Genomic DNA, 23157 nt, shown 5'->3' on the forward strand with positions numbered 1-23157 from the left:
TCAGTAATAATACCTGCCTGTGTATTCCTTCGTGCAAAGCGGGGAAACAAAATGAAATCATATCTGTTATTTATCGGGTGTTTTATCAGTGCCTTTGCATTCGCAGATGGTATAAGTACGAACAGCACCCGGTATATTTATCCGGAAGATGCAAAAGATATTACTGTCAGGGTTAATAATGAATCTGCCTCACCGGTATTTGTACAATACTGGCTTGATTCAGGGGATTCAGAAACACTGCCCGCGAAACTGCCGGCCACGCCGTTTGAGCTGACCCCGCCTGTTTCACGCATCAATCCCGGAGCAGAGCAGATTTTACGTATACGGCTGACAGATAAAAACAGTATGCCGTCAGACAGAGAAAGCCTGTGGTGGCTGAATGTTCTTGATATTCCGCCGGTCAGTGAAACATCATCGCTGAAGGAAAAAAACTCAGGACAACTGGCCGTCCGTTCCCGGTTTAAAGTCTTTTACCGCCCTGCCGGATTAAGTGACAGAAACACTGCCACACAGCAGGTGTCATTTCAGTCCGGCAGTCATTCAATACGGGTCAATAATACATCGCCGTACCACATTACCATTACGGAAATCACCCTGGCGGATAAAAAACAAATACTGCATAAATCCTTTATGCTGCAACCGAAAAGCAGTTCGGAAATAGCGGTAAAAAGAGCGGTTAAACGCGGTGACCATCTGACTGTCAGTAATATCAATGATCAGGGCGGCAACGTGACCTTTACCGCCACAGCAGAATAACGCTCACCCGTTTAATTATTTTTCCGGTTCAATATCCGGCCGCACAATCGGAAAGACCGGTAATGCATTAAGCAGCCTGCTGCCGTACCGTTTGGTCAACAGGCGCTGGTCATAAATCACCACATCCCCGTGACACTGGTGACTGCGGATCAGCCGTCCGACCTGCTGGATCAGGGTGAATGAGGCTCCCGGCAGGCTCTGGATTTCAAACGGGTAGCGGTTCAGGGATTTCAGCCAGTCGTTTTCCGTGATAATCACCGGGTTGGTGACCGGCGGGAACGCGATTTTGTGAATATGCACCTGAGTCAGGTAATCCCCTTTCAGATCAAGACCCTCGGCAAAAGAATGCAGGCCGATCAGTACACTGTTCTGCCCGTCCCGGATCCGCTGACAATGGGTTTCCACCAGCCGGTAACGGGGCTGATCCCCCTGCACCAGCAGTTGCAGACGTAAATCCGTCACATGGGTGAGAAACAGATCCATTGCCCGCTGGCTGTTAAACAGCACCAGCATGCCGCGGTGTTCACCGGACGCCAGCTGGGAGCGGAAATAACACGCCATTTCCCCGATATGCGCGGCTTCATCCGCCGGTGTCGGTTCATAGTGCATTTTCGGGATCACCAGCCGCCCCTGACGGCAGTGATCAAACGGGGAATCGAGTGCTACAAAACGGTCATCGGCCTTTTCACTCAGCCCGGTCATTTCCTGTAACCGGCTGAAACTGTTGAGTGAACGCAGGGTTGCCGAGGTCACCACAATATTCGGCACATTGCGCCATAACAGGTGGCCGAGCTGTTCGCTGACACGGATCCCCGCGCAGTGGAACCAGAGGTGAGACTGATTTTTTTCATAGCGGCGGCTGAGCCATTTTGAGACCGGTGCGTGAGAGATTTCCGACAGTGCCGCCAGACGCCACAGTTTAGCGCTGTTTTCCAGTGCACCGAGGAACTTTCCGGCGGTGAGGATGGCGCGGTGCAGACGGACAATATCCTGTTTTGCCGTCTGTTCGTTCAGATCACTGAGTATCCCCTCCACCATGCTGTGCAGGGCATCCGTCTGTTTTGACAACTGCTGAGCCGCCGCCGTCAGTGGCTCCGGCAGTTCCCCGAGCGGAAACAGATAGTGCGGATCCGCCGCCTGCTCCGGCAGCAGCGCCTGTGTGTACATCGCCACATCGCGGTACACATCTGACATCGCGTCCAGGTGTTTCTGCAGACGGGCGCTGTCCGCCAGTTTCGGCGGTTTTACCGGGCGGAACTGTTGCAGATACTGGGTGACAAAGCGGGAAAGGTTATCCAGCTGCGCCTGAAGGGATACCAGGGTGATATCCCCTTCCACTTCCAGGGAATCACGGGCCACATCAGCGATATGGTGCCCTTCATCCAGCACCAGCAGCAATTTTTTGCTTTCCGGCAGAACCGATTCATTTTCCATTGCCGCCATCACCAGCGCGTGGTTGGCGACCACCACATCCACACTTTCAATTTCACGCCGCGCGAGGAAAAACGGGCAGCGCGAGTAATACTGACAGTTACGGCCGAGACAGCTGAGTTTGTCAGTGCTGATTTTGCGCCACAGGCTGTCCGGAATAGAGGTTTTATGGTGATCGCGCAGGCCGTCCCAGCCGAAAGAGGTAAAATCATTCTGCAGCTTGCGCACCGTGTCGCGTTCAGAGGCCGTTGCCACATCCGCTTTATCTTCGAGCAGCAGCATCAGGTCGATCTGTTCCCCTTCCGCCGCACCAATCACCGCCATATTGCGCGGACACACATAACGCCCGCGCCCGAATGCACCGGTAAAACGCAGATCAGGGATAATTTTTGCCAGCAGCGGCAGATCCTTGCTGTAGATCTGATCCTGCAACGCGACATTGGCGGTGCTGATCACCAGCAGCTTTTGCTGTTCCCGCGCGACCGCAATGCCCGGGATCAGATAAGAGAGGGTTTTTCCCACCCCGGTCGGGGCTTCAATCACCAGATGCCGCCCTTCATCGCCCGCCATCGTCCGGGCAACTTCCGCAATCATTTCCCGCTGCGGAGCGCGCGGGACAAAGCCGTCAATCTGCTCCGGCAGGGCTTTGTACCAGGCGCTGATTTGTTGTTTGACGGTGGCGGAAAGGGGCATCTGAAAAACCTATGGATAAATAAACAGGGCGCTATTGTTTCACACTACAGAAAAAAAATCAGCATGTCCGGGCCGTTACCGCTCATTTTCTGCATACGGTTGCTTCAATAGTTTGTTACAATTAATCAACATAGCCCCCGGATTTGTCCGGAAGACAGGCTCCATCAGATAAGACCAGAATACATCTATGAAGAAATTATTGATTATTTTTATTTTTGCCTTCGGCTCCCTCGGCGGCGTTTTTCTTGCCGGAATGAATATGTATAATCGTTCGGTTGCCCCTGAGACTCCATCCACGGCGCAGGAAACGACCACCGGAGAAGCCCGGTAGCACTCTGCGTCCTGCTAACGAGGTTAATTGCGATGTACCGAGACTATTTTGTGACAGCAGACTGGCTGCACACGCACCTGAATGACGACAATCTTGTTGTGCTCGATGTCAGCAAAGCGCCACCCGGTCAGCCAGCAAATTGCCATCAGTTATGGCTTGAGCGCCATATTCCGGGCGCACACTATTTTGATCTGGATAAAGTCGCTGATCTCTCCTCGCCGCTGCCGCATATGCTGCCGTCACCGGAGGTGTTCGCACAGGCTGCCGGTGAATTCGGGATCGATAATGACACCATGGTGATTATTTATGATCAGGGTAACCTGTTCTCCGCCCCGCGCGCCTGGTGGACACTGAAAACCTTCGGTGTGAAAAATCTGCGTATTTTACAGGGCGGACTGAATGCCTGGGCCGGTGCCGGTTATACCACCGAAAGCGGCGATATCCCGCTGCCACAGGCGAAAACCTTTGTGCCGGAATTTCAGCGTCATAATGCGGTGAATAAAGATGATGTGCTGCTGGCGATTACGGACCCGGAAATTCAGATTGTCGATGCCCGTTCTGCCGATCGTTTTCAGGCGCTGGCACCGGATCCGCGTCCCGGCGTGCGTTCAGGCCATATTCCCGGCAGTTGCAATGTGCCGTGGAATACCCTGGTGGAAAACGGGATCTTCAAATCCCCGACGCAGATTCAGCAGATATTCCGTGATGCGGGTGTGGATTTAAGCAAATACCTGGTGGTGTCCTGCGGTTCCGGTATGACAGCCGCCATACTGCTGCTGGCGCTGACACTCACCGGCCATCAGAATGTCCGTCTGTATGACGGTTCCTGGGCGGAATGGGGCGGCTCAGACACCCTGCCGATTGAACCATAAAAAAATGCCGGAGCGCGTCAGCTGCTCCGGCATTTTTTAAATCTGTTATGCGGCTGTCAGCCCGCAAACTTCCCGGCGAGAAACAGCACCACCATCGCACCGATCACCGCTACCACAAAGCTGCCGAAATTAAACCCGTCGACACGCCCCTTGCCGAAGAAAACACTGATATATCCCCCGACAACAGCACCAACAACACCCAGTACAATCGTCATAATAATGCCGATACTATAGGTTCCGGGCATAATCCATTTCGCCAGCACACCGGCGATCAGGCCAAAAATAATCCAGGACAGAAAATTCATCAGTACCTCCTGCTGTATTAACGGGTTAAGAAAAAATCCGGCTCACCTGTCAATTAAAGTGCGATATGGCAAAAAAAGCAAATTTTATGCGCCCTGAGCCCGAGCAATCGCCTGTGCAATCGAGGCAGAATCTTTCAGCGGGCGGATCACGGCAAAAAGTTCATCCGCTTCCTGCGGATAGGCTTTATGCAGATAGCTGAACCACTGTTTGATACGCGCCACATGGTACAGCCCGGTATCACCCTGCTTTTCCAGCTGCGTGTAGCGGTACAGTAATGCCACCACTTCCGGCCACGGCATAAAGGGCGCGTTATATTTAACCACACAGCTCAGGTTCGGCACATTGAGCGCTCCGCGCCCGAGCATCACCGCATCACAGCCGGTCACGGCCAGGCATTGCTGCGCACTCTGCCAGTCACGGACTTCGCCGTTGGCAATCACCGGAATGGAGAGCCGCTGACGGATAGCTGCGATCGCCGGCCAGTCAATCAGATCCGCGCGATAGCCTGCTTCTTTGGTGCGCCCGTGCACCGTGATCTCGGTTGCCCCGCCCTGTGCCACCGCATCGGCGATTTCAAACTGGTGCGCATTGCTGCTCCAGCCGAGCCGCACTTTCACCGATACCGGCAGATGCACCGGTACCGCTTCACGGATAGCTTTGGTGCCCTGATAAATCAGTTCCGGGTCTTTAAGAAGGGTCGCCCCGCCGCCACTGCCGTTCACTGTTTTGGACGGGCAGCCGCAGTTGAGATCCACCCCGTGCGAGCCGAGTTCAGCCGCCCGCGCGGCATTTTCTGCCAGCCATTGCGGGAACTGTCCCAGCAGTTGGATCCTCACCGGCGTGCCGGATTCGGTCAGACCGCCGTTTTCCAGCTCCGGACAGAGACGGAAAAACAGTTTCTCCGGCAGCAGCATATCCACCACACGGACAAACTCGGTGATACAGAGATCATAATCATTCACCGCCGTCAGCAGATGACGGACGAGAGGGTCTAAGACCCCCTGCATCGGTGCTAAAAGAACACGCATGAGCCGGTTCCGTTATTTGCCCCGGTTACCCCACGGGCTGCCGGAGTCGCTGTTGCCGGAACGCGGTTTGTGCTGACGCGGACGCGGCGGACGTTTGTCACCGCCACCGCTGTTACCGCGGCCTTCGGCGCTGCGACCCTGTCCGCCCTGACGTCCGCCGCCGGAACGGCCGTTGCCGCCGCGACCCTGCTTCGCTTTCTGGATAGGTTCGGCTTTGATGGACGGATCCGGATCGTAACCCGGTTCAGCCATCCGCTCGATTTGCTTTTTCAGCAGTTTTTCAATGTCACGTAATAAGTCATGCTCATCGACACATACCAGTGATAATGCCAGGCCGGTAGCCTCCGCACGCCCGGTACGGCCGATACGGTGGACATAATCTTCCGCCACATTCGGCAGTTCATAGTTCACCACATACGGCAGCTGCTCGATATCCAGACCGCGTGCCGCGATATCCGTCGCAACCAGTGCGCGGATAGCGCCGCTTTTGAAATCCGCCAGTGCACGGGTACGTGCGCCCTGGGATTTATTACCGTGGATAGCCGCCGCTTTGATGCCGCTGTCGTTAAGGAATTCCGCCAGACGATTGGCACCGTGTTTGGTGCGGGTGAAAATCAGCACCTGCTCCCAGTTATCACGGCCAATCAGGTGCGCCAGCAGTTCTGCTTTGCGTTTTTTATCCACCAGATGAACAAACTGTGTGACCTGCTGTGAGGCACTGTTGCGCGGGGAAACTTCCACCGTCACCGGATTATTCAGAATGGTATTCGCCAGCGATTTGATACCATTGGAGAATGTCGCGGAAAACAGTAAATTCTGGCGCTTCACCGGTAATTTTTTGATAACACGGCGGATATCATGGATAAAGCCCATATCCAGCATGCGGTCAGCTTCATCCAGCACCAGAATTTCGACTTTGGATAAATCCACCGCATTCTGATGTTCCAGATCCAGCAGACGGCCCGGAGTGGCAATCAGGATATCCACGCCGCCGCGCAGTTTCATCATCTGCGGGTTGATGCTCACTCCGCCGAAGACCACCAGTGAACGGGTGCGCAGATGGCGGCTGTACTCGCGGACGTTTTCACCGATCTGAGCGGCAAGTTCGCGGGTCGGGGACAAAATCAGCGCGCGAACCGGACGCCCGCCGCCTTTGCGCGGATTATCCTGTAAATATTGCAGGATAGGTAAGGTAAAACCGGCGGTTTTTCCGGTACCGGTTTGTGCGCTGGCTAATAAGTCATGTCCGGCAAGAACCTGCGGAATGGCCTGCATCTGAATCGGGGTCGGCTGTTCGTAGCCCATCTCTGCGACGGCCTTCTGAATTTCCGGGCATAATGGTAATGATGAAAAACTCATGAATTGTTAAGACTCCGCCCCGGTCTGTTGTCTGCGGGGCCTGCTGATAATTGAATGTCGAAAATTAATCCGTCACTCCGGAAGAAATATCGATAAAATACGTCTGTGATCAATCCGTTGCTTACTGCTCATTTACAACAGATACTGATGAGCATACAGTTAATCATATGATTGATCTCTCGTTTATGCCGACACACCCATAAGGATATACGCCATGTCAGTCAATACGACTAATACGCCGCGAGGCGAACAAGCCAAACTCGCTTTACTGGAAGCCGCTATTGAGATTTTCGGACTGAACGGCCCAAATAGTGCCACTACTCGCCAGATTGCACAACGTGCGGATCAAAATATCGCAGCTATTGCTTATTATTTCGGCTCAAAAGACGGGTTGTATCTGGCCGTTGCACAGCATATTGCCGACATTATCCGTGATGAATTCCGTCCTGTCATTGAAGAAATTGATCTGTTTCTGGAAAACGGCGCTGACGAACGGGATGAAAGCCGCTGTCTGCAACTGATTGAGCTGAGTTTTCTTGCCTACAATGAGCTGGTGCTGAAGAAAAGTAATATTAATATCAGCCGGATTATGTCGCGCGAGCAGTTAATTCCGACCAAAGCTTACACGCTTATCCACGAACAGGCGCTGTCTGCGATTTTTACCCGCCAGGCCAGATTAGTTGCCCGTTATACCGGGCTGCCGGACGGACATATCAATACGCTGATCCATACACACGCTCTGATGGGTGAGATTTTATCTTTCCGTCTGGCACGGGAAAACCTGTTGCGCCAGACCGGCTGGGATAATATCGGCCCGAAAGAGTATGACATGATCAATGATGTGCTGCGGGAACATATCCGGCTGCTGCTCAGCGGATTAAAACAGCATTACCGCAACTGATACACCACTGTCTCTGATAACTCACCAGGAATCAATTCATGAAGCCAATGAAAAAAACCGGGATATTTATCATTATTCTGATCCTGCTGGCCGGTGCCGGCGGATGGTACTGGTGGGAGTCACGCCCGTCGGGGCCTGCTCTGCTGTACGGTAATGTGGATATCCGGACGGTAAATCTTGGTTTTCGTGTCGGCGGCAAACTGCAATCCCTGAATGCGGATGAAGGGGCAGCGGTTCAGCCCGGTGAGCTGCTCGGTATGCTGGATGATACACCGTACCGTCACGCCCTGCTGAAAGCGGAAGGGGTACGGGACAGCGCACAGGCGGCATTACTGATGATGGAAACCGGCTACCGGCCGGAAGAAATCGCGCAGGCAAAAGCCGATGTTGCCCGTAATACGGCAGCGGCGGAATTTGCCCGTCAGTTTTATCAGCGCCAGGCCGGGCTGATGAAAAGCCGTGCCATCTCCGCCAATGATCTGGAAAATGCCCGCAATCAGCGCAATCAGGCTGATGCGGCACTGAAAGCCTCACAGGACAAACTGAACCAGCTGGAAAACGGTTACCGCAAAGAAGAGATTGCCGAAGCACGCGGACAGCTGAAACAGGCCGAAGCCGCCGTGGAGCAGGCGCAGCTTGACCTGGCGGATACCCGTCTGACCGCACCGGCAGAAGGCACTATTCTGACCCGCGCCATCGAGCCCGGCACGATTCTGCCGGCTGGCAGCACCGTATTCACCCTGACACTGACCAATCCGGTGTGGGTACGGGCGTATGTCAGCGAAAGCGAGCTGGGACAGGCACAGCCCGGCCGTAAAGTATTACTGGAAACCGACAGCCGCCCGGGCAAACCGTATCACGGGCATGTCGGATTTGTCTCCCCGACTGCCGAGTTTACCCCGAAATCCGTTGAAACTCCGGCACTGCGGACAGATCTGGTCTACCGTCTGCGCATTGTGGTGACGGATGCCGACCCGCTGCTGCGTCAGGGGATGCCGGTCACCATCCGCTTTGATAATGAAGAGCCGCAGCCGTAAGGAGAGACGATGTCAGACATCACTATCTCCCTCAGTGCCGTCGAAAAATGCTTTCCCGGCCTTGATAATCCGGCGGTTAACCGGCTGACCACCACTATCCGGGGCGGCGGTGTCACCGGGCTTGCCGGACCGGATGGTGCCGGGAAAACCACCCTCATCCGTATGCTGGCCGGGTTACTGAAACCGGACAGCGGGGAGATCCGCGTGGCCGGGTTTGATCCGATTGAAGACAGTGTGGCTTTGCGCGCACAGCTCGGTTATATGCCGCAGAAATTCGGGCTGTATGAAGATCTGTCCGTGATGGAAAACCTCCGTTTATATGCCGAACTGCGCGGTCTGCCGCACCATGAACAGCAGGCTGTTTTTGACCGCCTGCTGACCTTTACTGACCTGACCCGTTTTACCGGCCGCATGGCGGGCAAACTCTCCGGCGGCATGAAACAGAAGCTCGGGCTGGCCTGCACATTGCTCGGGCAGCCGCAGGTGCTGCTGCTTGATGAACCGGGTGTGGGGGTCGATCCTATCGCCCGCCGCGAACTGTGGCGTATGGTGCACTCTCTCGCCGATGACGGCATGCTGATCCTCTGGAGTACCTCTTATCTGGATGAGGCAGAACAGTGCCGCGATGTGCTGCTGCTCAATCAGGGAAAAGTCATTTATGAGGGCAAACCGGCACATCTGACAGAAACGATGGAAGGCCGCTCTTTCCTGCTCTCCGCAGCCCCCGGTGAACGCCGCCGCATCTTACAGGAGGCATTGATTCAGCCACAGGTGTCTGATGGTGTTATTCAGGGACGTTATGTCCGGCTGATTGTAAAACCACAGGCCGATACCCGCACCCTGCTCAGCGCGCTGAAATGCCCGGATGCAGAGCTGCTGCCCGCTAAGCCTCGTTTTGAGGATGCATTTATTGATCTGCTCGGCGGCGGTCCTTCCCACCGCTCACAGCTGGCGCAGATTATGCCGCAGATCCCGGCGGCACCGGATGAGACCGTGATTGAAGCCGTCAGCCTGACCAAAAAATTCGGTGATTTTGCCGCGACCGATCATGTGGATTTTCAGGTCAAACGCGGGGAGATTTTCGGCCTGCTCGGCCCGAACGGTGCGGGCAAATCCACCACCTTTAAGATGATGTGCGGCCTGATGATCCCGAGCAGCGGCCGCGCTCTGGTGCTGGGGCTGGATCTGAAAACCAGCTCAGCCAAAGCCCGCAGCCGCCTGGGTTATATGGCGCAGAAGTTTTCCCTCTACGGCAATCTGACGGTCGCCCAGAACCTGAAATTTTTCTCCGGCGCTTACGGGCTGCGCGGCAAAGCGCAGCAGCAGAAAATCGATGATATGGTAAATGCTTTTAATTTCATCCCGATCCTGCGCCAGACCACCGAAGATTTGCCGCTCGGTTTCAAACAGCGGCTGGCGCTGGCCTGTGCCCTGATGCATGAACCGGATATTCTTTTCCTCGACGAACCCACCTCCGGAGTTGACCCGCTCACCCGCCGTGAATTCTGGTTGCATATTAACGGCATGGTGGATAAAGGTGTGACAGTGATGGTGACCACTCACTTTATGGATGAGGCGGAATATTGTGACCGCATCGGGCTGGTCTACCACGGCAAAATCATTGCTGCCGGTACCCCTGATGAACTGAAGGCCTCGGTGGCTGATGACACCCATCCGGACCCGTCAATGGAAGATGCCTTTATCGGGCTGGTCGAGGAGTATGACAAAGAAAGCGCACAGGAGGCTGCATCATGAGCACACCTTCCGGTTTTTCATGGCGCCGTCTGCGGGCGCTGTGCATCAAAGAGAGCAAACAGATTGTCCGCGACCCGTCGAGTGCCCTGATCGCAATTGTGATCCCGCTGATTCTGTTATTTATTTTCGGTTACGGCATCAATCTGGATTCATCAAAACTGCGCCTCGGGATTCTGGTGAATCAGCAGAGCGAACCGGCGCGGGAGCTGATCAACACCTTTACCGGCTCTCCGTTTATTGATGCCACCCTCAGTGATAACCGCCGTGAATTAATTGATAAACTCCAGGCGGGGCATATCCGCGGTATTGTGGTGATCCCGGCGGATTTGGACAAACGTCTGGCCCGTCAGGGCGATATCGCACAAATTCAGGTGATTACGGACGGCAGCGAGCCCAATACCGCCAACTTTGTGCAGGGCTATGCCAGCGGTATCTGGCAGATCTGGCAGCAGCAGCGGGCACAGGATCGGGGGATCAGCAGTGAACCGCCTATTGATGTCCGGTTGCGCTACTGGTTTAACCCGGCGGCCATCAGCCAGCATTTTATTATTCCGGGGGCTATCAGCATCATTATTACCGTGGTCGGCGCTATTCTGACCTCACTGGTGGTGGCGCGGGAATGGGAACGCGGCACCATGGAAGCCCTGCTCTCAACGCAGGTGACCAAAACGGAACTGCTGCTCTCCAAACTGCTGCCGTATCAGGTGCTCGGCAGTTTTGTCATGGTATTGTGTATGGTGGTGACCGTATATGTGCTGGATGTGCCGTACCACGGCTCGCTGTGGCTTCTGGCCCTCGTGACCTCCCTCTATCTCGCTACCGCGCTTGGTATGGGATTGCTGATTTCCACCGTGACCCGCAATCAGTTTAACGCCGCCATGATTTCACTGAATGCGGCGTTTCTGCCTGCGATTATGCTGTCCGGCTTTGTGTTTGAAATTGACAGTATGCCGGTGGCGATACAGGTGGTGACGTATGTGATCCCGGCGCGCTACTTTGTGGAAAGCCTGCAGACACTGTTCCTGGCGGGTAATATTATGCCGGTGATTATCAGTAATCTGGTGTTGCTGATCCTGTCAGCGCTTGTGTTTATCGGCCTGACCGCCCTGAAAACCCGCCGCCGGCTTGATTAAGGAGACTGCCATGTTTCACCGGATACTCACCTTAATTATCAAAGAGCTGCAATTACTTCTCCGCGAGCGGCAGACCCGTACGATCCTTATCGTACCGGTGTTATTCCAGATGATTTTGTTCCCGCTGGCGGCAACGCTGGAAGTTACCAACGCGACTATCGCGATTTACGATGAGGACAAAGGCCCCGCATCCATTGAACTGACTCAGCAGTTTGCCAAAGCCAGTGCGTTTTCTGATGTGCTGCTGATCCAGAACCGGCATGATGTACAGGATGTGATTGATAACCGCAAAGCCCTGCTGCTGGTGCATTTCCCGCAGAACTTCAGTGCTCAGCTCGCCGCACAGAAACCGGCACAGCTGCAAATCCTGCTCGACGGACGGAATTCCAACAGTGCGCAGATTGCCGCCAATTATGTTCAGCAAATCACCGCGCATTACCAGCAGGAGCGGATGCCGCAGGCGGTCACCAGTGAGCTGGTGGTGCGCAACTGGTATAACCCGAATCTGGATTACAAATGGTTTATCGTGCCGTCGCTGGTGGCGCTGATCACCACCATCGGCGTGATGATTGTCACCTCTCTCTCTGTTGCCCGTGAGCGGGAACAGGGTACGCTGGATCAGTTGCTGGTTTCGCCGCTGACCACCGGTGAAATCTTTGTTGGTAAGGCAGTTCCGGCACTGATAGTGGCCACGGTCCAGGCCAGTATTGTGCTGGTGATCGGCATTTTCGCTTACCGCATCCCCTTCTCCGGTTCACTGATCCTGTTTTATTTCACCATGATGGTGTACGGTTTGTCGCTGGTCGGGTTCGGTCTGTTAATCTCCGCACTCTCCGCCACCCAGCAGCAGGCCTTTATCGGCGTGTTTGTCTTTATGATGCCTGCCGTGCTGCTGTCCGGTTATATTGCCCCGGTGGAGAATATGCCGGTCTGGCTGCAACATATCACCTGGATCAATCCTATCCGTCATTTCAATGAAATCACCAAACAGATTTACCTCAAAGATGCGGATTTCAGTGTTATCCGCCAGAGCCTCTGGCCTCTGCTGGTGATCGCCGTGACCACCGGTTCGGCTGCCTATGCGTTGTTCCGGCGCAAGATTGCGTAAATCAGAACGCAAAAAGGCCGGTTTTCACCGGCCTTTTATTGTTACATCCTGCGCTGTCTGTGATTAGCGGCGGTCGCCCAGCAGGCGCAGCAGCATCAGGAACAGGTTGATGAAGTCCAGGTACAGCGACAGCGCACCCACAATCGCATAGCGGCGCATGGTGTCTTTGTTGTTGCTGTCAATCTGTTCACCCAGCTCACGCAGTTTCTGAGTGTCATACGCGGTCAGACCGGCAAACACAATCACACCGATATAGGTGATGATCAGTGTCATACCTTCGCTTTTCAGCCAGATATTAACCAGTGACGCGATGATAATACCAATCAGCCCCATAAACAGGAAGTTACCCATCCCGGACAGGCTGCGCTTGGTGGTGTAGCCGTAGATACTCAGCGCACCGAACATCCCTGCCGTGATAAAGAAGGTGCTGACGATAGATGCATCTGTATACACGATAAAGATACTGGAGAGCGTCAGCCCTGTCAGTGCGGAATAGAGCATAAACAGCCCGGTCGCCATGGACGCGCTCAGGCGCTCAACCATGCCGGAGATAACCCAGACCAGTGCCAGCTGAGCAATAATCAGCCCGAAGAAGGTGATTTTGCTGGAGAAAACAAAGCTCATAATCGCCATGGAGTTAGACGAATACCAGGCGACGAAGGCAGTCAGCAGCAGGCCGCACGCCATCCAGCCGTAAACCTGGGCCATATAAGCCTGAATACCGGAGCCCGCCTGTGAAACTATCGAGCCGTTAGAACGAGGAAATCGGTCCATGATGGATAACCCTTTCATCTGTATCAAATTGTTTATCGGATGATAAACGACCAAGGACTATAGATTATCACATAAAAAGGGTGTTGCCAGCAGGCAAACTGTCAGGAATTCTCCCCTTTTCTTTACAAACAGAGAATATTTTTAACCTGATGTACAGCCGCCGGAAAAAATCCGGCGATCAGGGGGTTATCAGCGGTAAATTACCAGCGATCTGCGGCTTTCTGGTCGCTTTCTCTGGCATCCACCCAGCGGGTGCCGCCTTCCGGCAATGTCTCTTTTTTCCAGAACGGCGCGCGGGTTTTTAAGTAATCCATCAGAAATTCAGCCGCTTCAAATGCCATGCCGCGATGGGCAGCACTGACACCGACAAACACAATCTCATCATTCGGGTATAAACTGCCGACCCTGTGGATCAGCGTCACCCGCTGTAATTCCCAGCGCTCACGTGCCTGTGTGACAATATCCGCCAGTGCTTTTTCGGTCATGCCCGGGTAGTGCTCCAGCGACAGAGCCGCCACATTATCACCGAGGTTATGATTACGGACTTTGCCGGTAAAGGTGACCACCGCGCCGTCATCCGCGCAACCGGCCAGCCACTGATATTCCTCACCGACACTGAAATTGTCCGTCTGAACAGCAATCCGGGTATTATTCATGACTCAGCCTCCGGTAACCGGCGGGAAGAATGCGACCTCGTCGCCGTCTGTCAGCGGGTGCGACAGCGGCACAAAAGACTGATTCACCGCACACAGCAGTTTGCCGGATTCCAGCGCCAGCGCCCAGCGCTCACCGCGCTCACATAACGCGGCCCGTAAATCTTCCGCTGTGGCGTAATCATACGGCAGAGAAAGCTCATCGGTATTCACCAGCTCGCGCACCTGCGCGAAAAACAGTACCTTAATCATGCGTCCGCCTTAAAATGTCCTGATTTCCCGCCGCTTTTTTCCAGTAACCGGACAGGGCCGATAACCATATCCTTCTGCACCGCTTTGCACATATCATAAATCGTCAGTGCAGCCACAGAAGCCGCAGTCAGGGCTTCCATTTCCACCCCGGTTTTACCGGTCAGACGGCAGCAGGATTCAATACGCACACGGGATGTGTCCGGCTCCGCGCTCAGCTGAACCTCCACTTTGCTCAGCATCAGCGGGTGACACAGCGGGATCAGATCCCAGGTCCGTTTGGCGGCCTGGATACCGGCGATACGGGCTGTCGCAAAGACATCCCCCTTGTGATGGTTGCCGTCAATAATCATCTGTAAGGTTTTGGCATCCATGGTGATAAAGGCTTCGGCGCGCGCTTCGCGGACAGTTTCCTGCTTTCCGGACACATCCACCATGTTGGCTTCGCCCGCCGCATTAATATGGGTGAGTTGAGACATGTAAACTCCTGATATGACCGGCGGATCAGCCGCCGATAACGGATAAATTCGGGGTAATACCACTGTCCCCCTGATGGAGGAAATGGGTTTCGCGTTTGTGCTGTAATGCGCGCTGAAGCCGTGCTTTCAGCTCTGCGTCGTGTCCGTCTTCCGCCAGCAGATCACGCAGTGTGATCCCCTGCTCGCCGAACAGGCACAGATGCAGATTACCGACCGCAGACACCCGCAGACGGTTACAGCTCTGACAGAAGTCTTTTTCATACGGCATAATCAGGCCGATTTCGCCCTGATAATCCGGATGACTGAACACCTGTGCCGGGCCGTCACTGCGGGCACGCGCCACCTGCTGCCAGCCTGCCTGTAACAGACGGGCGCGGATAACATTGCCGGAGATATGAAAACGGCGGAACACATCACTGCCGTCACCGGTTTCCATCAGTTCGATAAAACGCAGCTGGATCGGGCGGTCTTTAATCCAGTTCAGAAATGCAGGCAGATGGATGTCATTGACATTCTTCATCAGTACCACATTCACTTTCACCTTTTCAAAACCGGCCTCAAACGCGGCATCGATACCACTCATCACCTGCATGAATTTATCCTGCCCGGTGATAGCGTGAAACTGGCGCGGGTCGAGACTGTCAACGCTGACATTCACGGCGCTCAGCCCGGCGGCACGCCAGTCACGGATATCCCGTGCCATGCGGTAACCATTGGTGGTCACGGCAATGGTGCGGATATTCTCATTTTCGCGGATAGCGGCAACGATATCGGTAAAATCGCGGCGCATGGTCGGCTCACCGCCGGTCAGACGGATTTTTTCCGTGCCCAGCTGAGCAAACGCGCGGGTCACCCGGCGGATTTCGCCGAGAGAAAGAAAGGATTTGTGTCCGTTTGGTTTATAACCATCAGGCAGACAATAGTTGCAACGGAAATTGCAAACGTCTGTCACGGAGAGGCGCAGATAGTAAAATTTGCGCGCAAAGGGATCTGTCAGTTGTTCAGTCATAACACCTTTCCAAATACGGGAGATGCGGACATTTCTATCCTGCACCCTGGTGGCACTCGTGAGTGTCACGGCCAGCTCACCCTATTTCCGGTTCCGACCTGAAACGTAGGTGTGAAGGCTAGGAGTTAATCGTTGTCATTAATGCTGTTAATAACCACGCTAAGTGAATTGATTCTAGCGTTGCCCTGCGGGAATTACCATGATAAATACGCTATATATCTTATTATACAACGAGTTACCGGGCCTCCGGGAAAAGGAACGGATACGCCGGATAACGAAAATTTCACACAGTTTTTCAATTAATTAGCAAATCAATTATAGGCCACTGAATAAATAATAAACAGAAAACCGCCGGAAATACGGCGGTTTGACAGGAAAATTATTTACCGCTTTCTTGATCTGACACAGGTATAGCAGGCCCGGTCAGTCCAGTGTAAGGTGATAGAAAATAACAGATTTATGATTCATTCTCAGCGTCTCCTGCGGACGGAAGCCGTGACGCTCTGCCAGCCGGATGGAGGGTTTATTCTCAGGGGCAATAATACACACGCATTCATTAATACCGCGCACCTCTTTCAGCCGGGTCAGAATCGCCTTCAGCGCCTCACCGGCATAGCCTTTGCCGTGTGCCCGCGCCGCAAATACCCAGCCAGCCTCGGGGTAGCGGCTGATGTCTTTTTCCATTTCACGGTAAAAATCCGCAAAACCGATATCCCCGATATACTCTCCGGTGCTTTTCTCCCTGACCGCCCAGTAACCATAGCCCAGCAGCGGCCACAATCCGAGATAGGCCAGCATCCGCATCCAGCTGTCGCGCGGTGTGGAGATTTGTCCTGCCATAACATAATGCGTTACCATCGTATCTGACCACATATCAGCAACCGCCGCATGATCTTCTCTGCGGTGGGCACTCAGGATCAGACGGTCAGTTTCCAGCACCGGAATGGTGCACGTCAGGTCATTCATGATGTTCTTCCTGTCATTTATTGATTTTTGTTATTGATGTTTATTTGTGATGCTTTCAGTCACCGCATTCACTCATACCATGACTTCCATGCCGCTGCCACTTCTGAATCACACGTAAAAGTACGCAGCAAAAAGATAATTTATCTTTATGATTGACCGGAGTTTGATAAATCTCAGTATCGTGACGCGAAAAATTGGTTTTTATGATAGATTACCGCGCAAATAAATATGAAAACTCAGGGAATGCATAAACACTATGGGAAACCGCACACTCACGTCGCTGGAACATGTTGTTGCTTTAGGCGGAGGCCACGGGCTGGGACGGGTGATGTCCTGCCTGAACGGTCTGGGATCGCGGCTGACCGGCGTGGTCACCACCACGGATAACGGCGGTTCCACCGGCCGGATCCGCAGGGCGGAGGGCGGCATTGCCTGGGGTGATATGCGTAACTGTCTCAATCAGATGATCACGGAGCCGTCGATTGCTTCCACCATGTTTGAATACCGTTTCAGCGGTAACGGCGAACTGGCGGGACACAACCTCGGCAACCTGATGCTCAAAGCGCTGGATCATATGAGTGTGCGTCCGCTGGATGCGATCAATCTGATCCGCAATATGCTGAAAGTCAAAGCCAAATTGATCCCGATGTCGGAAACGCCGGTCGACCTGATGGCTATCGACAGTGAAGGCCATGAAGTGTACGGCGAAGTGAATGTCGATCAGCTGACCTGCCCGCCGCAGGAGTTACAGCTCTCCCCGCCGGTGAAAACCACCAAAGAGGCGCTGGATGCCATCTGCCGCGCAGAACTGATTATTATCGGGCCGGGCAGTTTTTTTACCAGCCTGATGCCGCTGATGCTGCTGCCCGATTTCACCAAAGCCATTAATTTTAATCAGGCGCCGATGATCTATATTGAGAATCTCGGCAAAGAACTGAGCCCGGCAGCGGCATCACTCAGCCTGAGTGAAAAAATCGCCGTGATTGAGAGCCGCATCGGCCGCAAACGGATAGATGCAGTAGTGTGCGCACCTCATATCAATACCGGCGACCTCGGCGACTGCCTGATTGTCAGAGAGGTCCTGGAGGCACAGGATGTACCGTACCGCCATGACCGCCGCCTGCTGCTGAGTGCGCTGGATAAAACAATCGCCCTGCTGCCCTGATCCCGTCAGGAGTTGGCAATAAACTGCTCACGCAGCCCCTGTAATTCATCCCGTACCGCTGCCGCCTGTTCAAATTCCAGATCCTGAGCGTGGCGGTACATCTGTGCTTCCAGTTCCTGAATTTTAACTTCCAGCTCTTTCGGCGACATACGCTGATAATCGCTGCTTTTCGCGGCTGCTTTTCCTTTGCCTTTATTTTTCGCCCCGGCTGATGGCTGGCCGATTTTAAGGATATCGCCAATCTTTTTATTCAGCCCTTTCGGCACAATACCGTTTGCTTCGTTAAACGCCATCTGCTTCTCTCTGCGGCGTTCGGTTTCCTCAATAGCCTTCGCCATTGAGTCAGTGATTTTATCGCCGTAGAGAATCGCTTTGCCGTGCAGGTTACGGGCGGCACGACCGATGGTCTGGATCAGGGAACGTTCGGAACGCAGGAAGCCTTCTTTATCCGCATCCAGAATCGCCACCAGCGACACTTCCGGCATATCCAGCCCCTCACGCAGCAGGTTGATGCCCACCAGCACATCAAACTCCCCGAGACGCAGATCGCGGATAATTTCCACACGTTCCACCGTATCGATATCCGAGTGCAGATAACGCACCCGCTCGCCGTGCTCTTCCAGATATTCAGTAAGATCTTCCGCCATCCGTTTGGTCAGCGTGGTGACCAGCACGCGCTCATTTTTCTGTGCGCGGATGCGGATTTCAGACAGCAGATCATCCACCTGAGTGGTCACCGGACGCACTTCCACTTCCGGATCGAGCAGCCCGGTCGGCCGGACCACCTGTTCAACCACATCAGACCCGGATTTCTCCATTTCATATTTGCCGGGTGTGGCGGACACATAGATGCTCTGCGGCGCGAGGGATTCAAACTCCTCAAAACGCAGCGGACGGTTATCCAGCGCGGACGGCAGACGGAAGCCGTACTCCACCAGCGTTTCTTTGCGCGAACGGTCACCTTTGTACATCCCGCCGATTTGCGGAATGGTAACGTGGGATTCATCAATTACCAGCAGGCCGTCCGCCGGCAGATAATCAAACAGGGTCGGCGGGGACTCGCCGGATTTGCGTCCGGAGAGATAGCGCGAGTAGTTTTCAATACCCGAGCAATAACCCAGTTCATTCATCATTTCCAAATCAAACTGGGTGCGCTGGGCGAGGCGCTGTTCTTCGACCAGTTTGTTGTTGTCGATCAGGAATTTGCGCCGCTCCGCCAGCTCGGTTTTGATCCCTTCCATCGCCTCAATGATGCGCTCACGCGGCGTCACATAGTGGGTTTTCGGGTAAACAGTAAAGCGCGGCACCTGATAATGGATATGACCGGTCAGCGGATCAAACAGCGACAAACGCTCGACCTCATCATCAAACAATTCCACGCGCAGTGCGTAATCATCAGATTCCGCAGGGAAAATATCCACCACCTCGCCGCGCACACGGAATGTACCGCGCTGAAAGGCCTGGTCATTACGGGTGTACTGGAGATCAGAAAGCCGGTGCAGGATCGAGCGCTGATCAATGATCATCCCCTCGGTGAGGTGCAGCATCATTTTCAGGTAGCTGTCCGGATCACCCAGCCCGTAGATAGCGGAAACAGACGCCACCACCACCACATCCCGCCGCTCCAGCAGGGCCTTGGTGGCAGAGAGCCGCATCTGCTCAATGTGTTCGTTTACCGAGGCATCTTTTTCGATAAAGGTGTCAGAGCTCGGCACATAGGCTTCCGGCTGATAATAGTCGTAGTAGGAGACAAAATATTCCACCGCGTTTTCCGGGAAGAAATCTTTAATCTCACTGTAAAGCTGCGCGGCAAGGGTTTTGTTAGGCGCCATGATCATGGTCGGGCGGTTCAGCGTGGCGATAACATTGGCAATGGTGAAGGTTTTCCCCGAGCCCGTTACCCCCAGCAGCGTCTGATGCGCCAGCCCGTCTTCCAGGCCCTCAACCAGTTTTGCAATGGCCTGCGGCTGGTCACCGGCCGGTTTAAAGTCAGAATGCAGTTTAAATAGTTTGCTCATGGGCCCCCCTGCGCGAATAGGGTCACTATGATACTGGATAAAAAACCAGCTTCAACCCCCGGCAGAAAAAATCCGTTATTTTGTGATTTTTTGCTTGCAAAACCGGGGAAAATTTTATTGGCTTTCCACAGTTATCCCCAAAAAAAAAGCACTTGCAATTTTAAATTATGCTGAAATCTGATGCCCCTCTGACCAATTGCTATTTTTCACGCCGGAGGACCCTTGATTTTATTTATCTAATTGTTATTTATGAATAAATCATAAAAGCCCGATTTTACAACAATGTCAGTGAAAGCCCCGTTCCTGCAAGGATAGCGTGAGTTTTCTAAAGTTAATACACAGGGTTATCCACAGGAATAGTGGATAACTTAATAAAGTCGTTTGCCGGTGCATGGTTGCGTGACATTGTGCAGTCATAAAATTGTCACTTTCAGCACAAAGAGAAAAAATAATTCAGGATTTTTTCCTGATAAAAAACACCCGGCCGGAAGATTTGCCGTGATCCCGGCACGATCCGTCCGGATGCAGGATCAGTGCGCGGAAACCGGCAGTGAAAGATAGCCGGATAGATCCTGATTCAGCGGATCCTGCAGATGCGGTAACACACCCAGGCACGGTGCCGGGATCAGGTTGTTCAGTGCCGCCAGATACTCCGGCTGACGCAAGCCCGGCGGCGTGACCTCATTCGCCACCCAGCCCGCCAGGCTCAGCCCGGCCTGCTGTATCGCCAGCACGGTCAGTAACGCGTGATTAATACAGCCGAGCTTCACCCCGACGACGAGAATCACCGGCATCCGCATTTGTGCCGCCCAGTCCGCATAGCTTTGTGTGGCCGACAGCGGCGTAAACCATCCCCCCGCCCCTTCGGTCAGCACCCAGTCCGCCAGCTGATTCAGTGCATGCAGCCCGTCAGTCATTACCGCAAATTCCAGCGGGGTTTGAGTCAGCTCGCTGACAATGTGCGGCGACGTCGGCTCAGCAAAGGTATAAGGGTTAATCTGCGCGTAACTGACCGGCGGTACCGTATGGCGCCACAGCGCCAGCGCATCACTGTTGCGCAGCCCCTCTTCTGTCATCTCACTGCCCGAGGCCACCGGCTTATACCCGGCGCAGCGGAATCCGGCGTTGCGGGCGGTCTGTAACAGGGCGCAACTGACCACGGTTTTACCGGCATCCGTATCGGTACCGGTTAAAAACCAGTTATTTTTCAACATGTATGACTCCGTACTGAATAAGATAGCTGAGCGGAAATACCCCGTCTTCGGCGGGATAATGATTCGCCAGCTGAGTGAGTTTGTTGCGTGTCATCAGCCCGGCAGCACGTCCCTGGTGGACATGCGTGGCTCCAATCCCCTTGAGGGAATGAAGCAGCGCGGGCAGAGAATCAAAGGAGAGCCGGTAACAGACTTCTGACAAAGTATGCCGGTAAGGCTGACAGGCGGCGGAAACAGCCTCACGGCTGAGAAAACCGTTGGCGTGACGGTTGCTGTCCACCCGGGCAAAAGCCTGATTCAGTTCATCCAGCGACCCGCTGAGCAGAGTGGAAAACGCCACCACACCACCTGGCCGGGTTACCCGCACCAGTCCGGCCAGCGCTGCCGCCAGTGAATCACACCACTGCACCGCCAGATTGCTGAAACAAAAATCAAACTGATTATCCGCAAAAGGCAGCTGTTCAATATCCCCCTGTACATAACGGGTCGCCCGCTGCTGCTGCCGGGCATGCACCAGCATATCAGGGGAGAGATCAAACGCCGTCACACTGCGGCAATCCGCTTTCCACTGTTCACTGAAAAACCCGGTACCGCAGCCGGCATCCAACCCGTGCAGTTCAGGCAGTAACAGCCCGGAAAGTGCCTGTGTGGTCAGTTGACGCAGATGGCGGCCGGTTTTCTGCTGGAGGTGCGCCACGGTGTCATAGTGTCCGGCGGCGCGTCCGAAAGCCGCGGCAACAGCAGCTTTATTCACCGGGGCGGTAGTGACGGCAGAATGCATCCAGCGCCTCCGTAAGCTGTGTGATATCGTCGCGGTGATGGGCGCTGGTCAGCGTGATGCGCAGACGGGCGGTATTCGGCGGCACAGTCGGCGGGCGGATCGCTTTCACCCACAGGCCGCGCTCCTGTAAATAGTGCGACAGTGCCAGGGCAGCGCGGTTATCCCCCACGATCAGCGGCTGGATCGCCGAGGCGGACGACAGTAACTGCAGCGGCAGATGCGCCACCCGCTCACGGAAGAAGCGGATATTTTCCGCCAGTGTGTCCCGTAACCCGTCACCACGACGGATTTCCTGTACCGCCGCCTGAATGGCACACGCCTGTGCCGCAGGGAAAGTAGTGCTGTAGATAAGATGACGGGCATATTGCGTCAGATAATCCGCCGTCTGTGCATCACACAGCACCGCTGCGCCGCTGACCCCCACCGCTTTGCCGAAGGTGACAATCTGAATATCAGGACGTATTCCCGCCGCATCACAGCTACCCCGTCCTTCACGGCCGCAGACACCGATACCGTGCGCATCATCCGCCATCAGCCGGGCGTTATGCTGCCGGGTGAGCGGCAGGATCGCCGCCAGCGGCGCGGCATCCCCGTCCATACTGAAGATCCCTTCAGTGACCACCAGGGTTTTGCCGGTACTGTTTTCAGTCCGGCTCAGACGGTTGCTCAGATGGGCGGTATCATTATGATGAAAACGGCTGAATTCAGCGGGTGAATGCATCGCCGCTTCCATAATGGAAGCATGAGCGAGTTTGTCGCAGATAAGGTGATCGCCGCGCTGCATCAGTGCTGTGATCACCGCCTGATTGGCACTGAAACCGGAAACAAACAGGATCGCCCGATCAAACCCGAGCCACTCCGCCAGCATCTGTTCCAGATCCCGGTGCGCCGTGGTGTAACCGGTGACATGGCCGGATCCGCCGCTGCCCACGCCGTATTGCCGGGTACCGTCACACCAGGCGCGGATCACCGCCGGGTGGCGGCTGAGGCCGAGATAATCATTACCGGAGAAATTCACGGCGCGTCTGCCGTTAATCAGAAGAGTGCGCCCGTCCGCGCGGTCATTGGCCTCGCGGCGGCGTACCGCATCCTGTTCCTGCGCCTGCTGCAGGCGCTCAGAGAGAAAAGTCTGCCACATG

23 protein-coding genes and 1 riboswitch are annotated in these 23157 nt (G+C 54.5%); of the genes, 9 read left to right on the forward strand and 14 right to left on the reverse strand.

Features of this window, described 5'->3' with window-relative positions; genetic code table 11:
• The first annotated feature begins 51 nt into the window (after nt 1-51).
• Complete coding sequence (locus tag ACSBQN_RS10830; RefSeq protein ID WP_024474117.1) at nt 52-756, forward strand: fimbrial biogenesis chaperone; 705 nt, start codon at nt 52-54, stop codon at nt 754-756.
• A 15-nt stretch (nt 757-771) separates the two neighbouring features.
• Here ACSBQN_RS10830 and dinG read toward each other — a convergent pair whose 3' ends face one another.
• On the reverse strand, nt 772-2880 hold the full coding sequence (dinG, locus tag ACSBQN_RS10835; RefSeq protein WP_214177268.1) for an ATP-dependent DNA helicase DinG: 2109 nt from the start codon (nt 2878-2880) through the stop codon (nt 772-774).
• A gap of 187 nt (nt 2881-3067) precedes the next feature.
• Between dinG and ACSBQN_RS10840 the strand changes: the two genes are divergently transcribed.
• Both ACSBQN_RS10840 and sseA read left to right on the forward strand, forming a co-directional pair.
• Nucleotides 3068-3211, forward strand: coding sequence for a hypothetical protein (locus ACSBQN_RS10840; RefSeq protein WP_434991672.1), 144 nt, complete (start codon nt 3068-3070; stop codon nt 3209-3211).
• A 32-nt stretch (nt 3212-3243) separates the two neighbouring features.
• Nucleotides 3244-4083, forward strand: a complete 840-nt coding sequence (sseA, locus tag ACSBQN_RS10845; protein ID WP_024474119.1) for a 3-mercaptopyruvate sulfurtransferase — start codon at nt 3244-3246, stop codon at nt 4081-4083.
• A gap of 56 nt (nt 4084-4139) precedes the next feature.
• Here sseA and ACSBQN_RS10850 read toward each other — a convergent pair whose 3' ends face one another.
• The 3 genes from ACSBQN_RS10850 to rhlE form a co-directional block, all read right to left on the reverse strand.
• Nucleotides 4140-4388 (reverse strand): GlsB/YeaQ/YmgE family stress response membrane protein, encoded by a 249-nt coding sequence (locus tag ACSBQN_RS10850; RefSeq protein WP_004235708.1) that lies wholly within the window; start codon nt 4386-4388, stop codon nt 4140-4142.
• A gap of 84 nt (nt 4389-4472) precedes the next feature.
• Nucleotides 4473-5417 (reverse strand): tRNA dihydrouridine(16) synthase DusC, encoded by a 945-nt coding sequence (gene dusC, locus ACSBQN_RS10855; protein WP_024474120.1) that lies wholly within the window; start codon nt 5415-5417, stop codon nt 4473-4475.
• Between the two features lie 12 nt (nt 5418-5429).
• Entirely contained in the window at nt 5430-6776 is a 1347-nt protein-coding gene (gene rhlE / locus ACSBQN_RS10860; protein WP_004235705.1) for an ATP-dependent RNA helicase RhlE, read from the reverse strand.
• Nucleotides 6777-6990: 214 nt separating this feature from the next.
• On the opposite strand from rhlE, the gene cecR reads away from it, so the two are divergent.
• The 5 genes from cecR to ACSBQN_RS10885 are packed head-to-tail and all read left to right on the forward strand — an operon-like array spanning nt 6991 to nt 12710.
• Nucleotides 6991-7677, forward strand: a complete 687-nt coding sequence (cecR, locus tag ACSBQN_RS10865; protein ID WP_004235704.1) for a transcriptional regulator CecR — start codon at nt 6991-6993, stop codon at nt 7675-7677.
• A gap of 38 nt (nt 7678-7715) precedes the next feature.
• Nucleotides 7716-8714 (forward strand): secretion protein HlyD, encoded by a 999-nt coding sequence (hlyD, locus tag ACSBQN_RS10870; protein WP_032098865.1) that lies wholly within the window; start codon nt 7716-7718, stop codon nt 8712-8714.
• A gap of 9 nt (nt 8715-8723) precedes the next feature.
• Nucleotides 8724-10469: an ATP-binding cassette domain-containing protein gene (locus tag ACSBQN_RS10875; RefSeq protein WP_354632876.1), complete on the forward strand. Its 1746-nt coding sequence runs from the start codon at nt 8724-8726 to the stop codon at nt 10467-10469.
• Entirely contained in the window at nt 10466-11602 is a 1137-nt protein-coding gene (locus ACSBQN_RS10880; RefSeq protein WP_032098863.1) for an ABC transporter permease, read from the forward strand. Before ACSBQN_RS10875 ends, ACSBQN_RS10880 begins: the two co-directional genes overlap by 4 nt.
• A 10-nt stretch (nt 11603-11612) precedes the next feature.
• Entirely contained in the window at nt 11613-12710 is a 1098-nt protein-coding gene (locus ACSBQN_RS10885; RefSeq protein WP_024474124.1) for an ABC transporter permease, read from the forward strand.
• A 63-nt stretch (nt 12711-12773) separates the two neighbouring features.
• Here ACSBQN_RS10885 and ACSBQN_RS10890 read toward each other — a convergent pair whose 3' ends face one another.
• The 6 genes from ACSBQN_RS10890 to ACSBQN_RS10915 all read right to left on the reverse strand — a co-directional run bounded on the left by ACSBQN_RS10890 (nt 12774) and on the right by ACSBQN_RS10915 (nt 16840).
• The gene (locus tag ACSBQN_RS10890; RefSeq protein ID WP_024474125.1) at nt 12774-13484 is read right to left on the reverse strand and encodes a Bax inhibitor-1/YccA family protein; all 711 of its coding nucleotides are present in this window, start codon (nt 13482-13484) and stop codon (nt 12774-12776) included.
• 200 nt (nt 13485-13684) lie between these two features.
• Nucleotides 13685-14140: a molybdopterin synthase catalytic subunit MoaE gene (moaE, locus tag ACSBQN_RS10895; RefSeq protein ID WP_004235696.1), complete on the reverse strand. Its 456-nt coding sequence runs from the start codon at nt 14138-14140 to the stop codon at nt 13685-13687.
• Between the two features lie 3 nt (nt 14141-14143).
• A complete protein-coding gene (moaD, locus tag ACSBQN_RS10900) occupies nt 14144-14389 on the reverse strand; it encodes a molybdopterin synthase sulfur carrier subunit (protein ID WP_024474126.1) in 246 nt (81 codons plus the stop codon).
• Nucleotides 14386-14865 (reverse strand): cyclic pyranopterin monophosphate synthase MoaC, encoded by a 480-nt coding sequence (moaC, locus tag ACSBQN_RS10905; protein ID WP_004235693.1) that lies wholly within the window; start codon nt 14863-14865, stop codon nt 14386-14388. Before moaC ends, moaD begins: the two co-directional genes overlap by 4 nt.
• 25 nt (nt 14866-14890) lie before the next feature.
• On the reverse strand, nt 14891-15874 hold the full coding sequence (gene moaA, locus ACSBQN_RS10910) for a GTP 3',8-cyclase MoaA (protein WP_004235691.1): 984 nt from the start codon (nt 15872-15874) through the stop codon (nt 14891-14893).
• A riboswitch (molybdenum cofactor riboswitch) is annotated at nt 15862-16011 on the reverse strand. It overlaps the preceding gene by 13 nt.
• 286 nt (nt 16012-16297) lie before the next feature.
• Entirely contained in the window at nt 16298-16840 is a 543-nt protein-coding gene (locus tag ACSBQN_RS10915; RefSeq protein WP_434991673.1) for a GNAT family N-acetyltransferase, read from the reverse strand.
• Nucleotides 16841-17096: 256 nt separating this feature from the next.
• Here ACSBQN_RS10915 and ACSBQN_RS10920 point away from each other — a divergent pair, with 256 nt between their 5' ends.
• Nucleotides 17097-18005, forward strand: coding sequence for a gluconeogenesis factor YvcK family protein (locus ACSBQN_RS10920; protein WP_214167674.1), 909 nt, complete (start codon nt 17097-17099; stop codon nt 18003-18005).
• A 5-nt stretch (nt 18006-18010) separates the two neighbouring features.
• Here the strand turns inward: ACSBQN_RS10920 and uvrB are convergent, their stop codons facing one another.
• From uvrB to bioF, 4 genes are all read right to left on the reverse strand, one after another.
• Complete coding sequence (uvrB, locus tag ACSBQN_RS10925; RefSeq protein ID WP_024474129.1) at nt 18011-20023, reverse strand: excinuclease ABC subunit UvrB; 2013 nt, start codon at nt 20021-20023, stop codon at nt 18011-18013.
• A gap of 530 nt (nt 20024-20553) precedes the next feature.
• The gene (gene bioD, locus ACSBQN_RS10930; RefSeq protein WP_214167673.1) at nt 20554-21237 is read right to left on the reverse strand and encodes a dethiobiotin synthase; all 684 of its coding nucleotides are present in this window, start codon (nt 21235-21237) and stop codon (nt 20554-20556) included.
• Entirely contained in the window at nt 21224-22018 is a 795-nt protein-coding gene (bioC, locus tag ACSBQN_RS10935; RefSeq protein ID WP_354632877.1) for a malonyl-ACP O-methyltransferase BioC, read from the reverse strand. Before bioC ends, bioD begins: the two co-directional genes overlap by 14 nt.
• Complete coding sequence (gene bioF, locus ACSBQN_RS10940) at nt 21984-23156, reverse strand: 8-amino-7-oxononanoate synthase (RefSeq protein WP_152696109.1); 1173 nt, start codon at nt 23154-23156, stop codon at nt 21984-21986. The genes bioC and bioF overlap by 35 nt, the downstream gene beginning before the upstream one ends.
• Nucleotide 23157 lies beyond the last annotated feature (1 nt).

Source organism: Morganella sp. B601, assembly GCF_051172335.1.
GTDB lineage: Bacteria > Pseudomonadota > Gammaproteobacteria > Enterobacterales > Enterobacteriaceae > Morganella > Morganella morganii.

Bases quoted from the DNA above. Each gene is read 5' to 3' on its own strand.
- ACSBQN_RS10830 (WP_024474117.1), top strand. From the start codon at position 52: ATGAAATCATATCTGTTATTTATCGGGTGTTTTATCAGTGCCTTTGCA.
- dinG (WP_214177268.1), bottom strand. From the start codon at position 2,880: ATGCCCCTTTCCGCCACCGTCAAACAACAAATCAGCGCCTGGTACAAA.
- ACSBQN_RS10840 (WP_434991672.1), top strand. From the start codon at position 3,068: ATGAAGAAATTATTGATTATTTTTATTTTTGCCTTCGGCTCCCTCGGC.
- sseA (WP_024474119.1), top strand. From the start codon at position 3,244: ATGTACCGAGACTATTTTGTGACAGCAGACTGGCTGCACACGCACCTG.
- ACSBQN_RS10850 (WP_004235708.1), bottom strand. From the start codon at position 4,388: ATGAATTTTCTGTCCTGGATTATTTTTGGCCTGATCGCCGGTGTGCTG.
- dusC (WP_024474120.1), bottom strand. From the start codon at position 5,417: ATGCGTGTTCTTTTAGCACCGATGCAGGGGGTCTTAGACCCTCTCGTC.
- rhlE (WP_004235705.1), bottom strand. From the start codon at position 6,776: ATGAGTTTTTCATCATTACCATTATGCCCGGAAATTCAGAAGGCCGTC.
- cecR (WP_004235704.1), top strand. From the start codon at position 6,991: ATGTCAGTCAATACGACTAATACGCCGCGAGGCGAACAAGCCAAACTC.
- hlyD (WP_032098865.1), top strand. From the start codon at position 7,716: ATGAAGCCAATGAAAAAAACCGGGATATTTATCATTATTCTGATCCTG.
- ACSBQN_RS10875 (WP_354632876.1), top strand. From the start codon at position 8,724: ATGTCAGACATCACTATCTCCCTCAGTGCCGTCGAAAAATGCTTTCCC.
- ACSBQN_RS10880 (WP_032098863.1), top strand. From the start codon at position 10,466: ATGAGCACACCTTCCGGTTTTTCATGGCGCCGTCTGCGGGCGCTGTGC.
- ACSBQN_RS10885 (WP_024474124.1), top strand. From the start codon at position 11,613: ATGTTTCACCGGATACTCACCTTAATTATCAAAGAGCTGCAATTACTT.
- ACSBQN_RS10890 (WP_024474125.1), bottom strand. From the start codon at position 13,484: ATGGACCGATTTCCTCGTTCTAACGGCTCGATAGTTTCACAGGCGGGC.
- moaE (WP_004235696.1), bottom strand. From the start codon at position 14,140: ATGAATAATACCCGGATTGCTGTTCAGACGGACAATTTCAGTGTCGGT.
- moaD (WP_024474126.1), bottom strand. From the start codon at position 14,389: ATGATTAAGGTACTGTTTTTCGCGCAGGTGCGCGAGCTGGTGAATACC.
- moaC (WP_004235693.1), bottom strand. From the start codon at position 14,865: ATGTCTCAACTCACCCATATTAATGCGGCGGGCGAAGCCAACATGGTG.
- moaA (WP_004235691.1), bottom strand. From the start codon at position 15,874: ATGACTGAACAACTGACAGATCCCTTTGCGCGCAAATTTTACTATCTG.
- ACSBQN_RS10915 (WP_434991673.1), bottom strand. From the start codon at position 16,840: ATGAATGACCTGACGTGCACCATTCCGGTGCTGGAAACTGACCGTCTG.
- ACSBQN_RS10920 (WP_214167674.1), top strand. From the start codon at position 17,097: ATGGGAAACCGCACACTCACGTCGCTGGAACATGTTGTTGCTTTAGGC.
- uvrB (WP_024474129.1), bottom strand. From the start codon at position 20,023: ATGAGCAAACTATTTAAACTGCATTCTGACTTTAAACCGGCCGGTGAC.
- bioD (WP_214167673.1), bottom strand. From the start codon at position 21,237: ATGTTGAAAAATAACTGGTTTTTAACCGGTACCGATACGGATGCCGGT.
- bioC (WP_354632877.1), bottom strand. From the start codon at position 22,018: ATGCATTCTGCCGTCACTACCGCCCCGGTGAATAAAGCTGCTGTTGCC.
- bioF (WP_152696109.1), bottom strand. From the start codon at position 23,156: ATGTGGCAGACTTTTCTCTCTGAGCGCCTGCAGCAGGCGCAGGAACAG.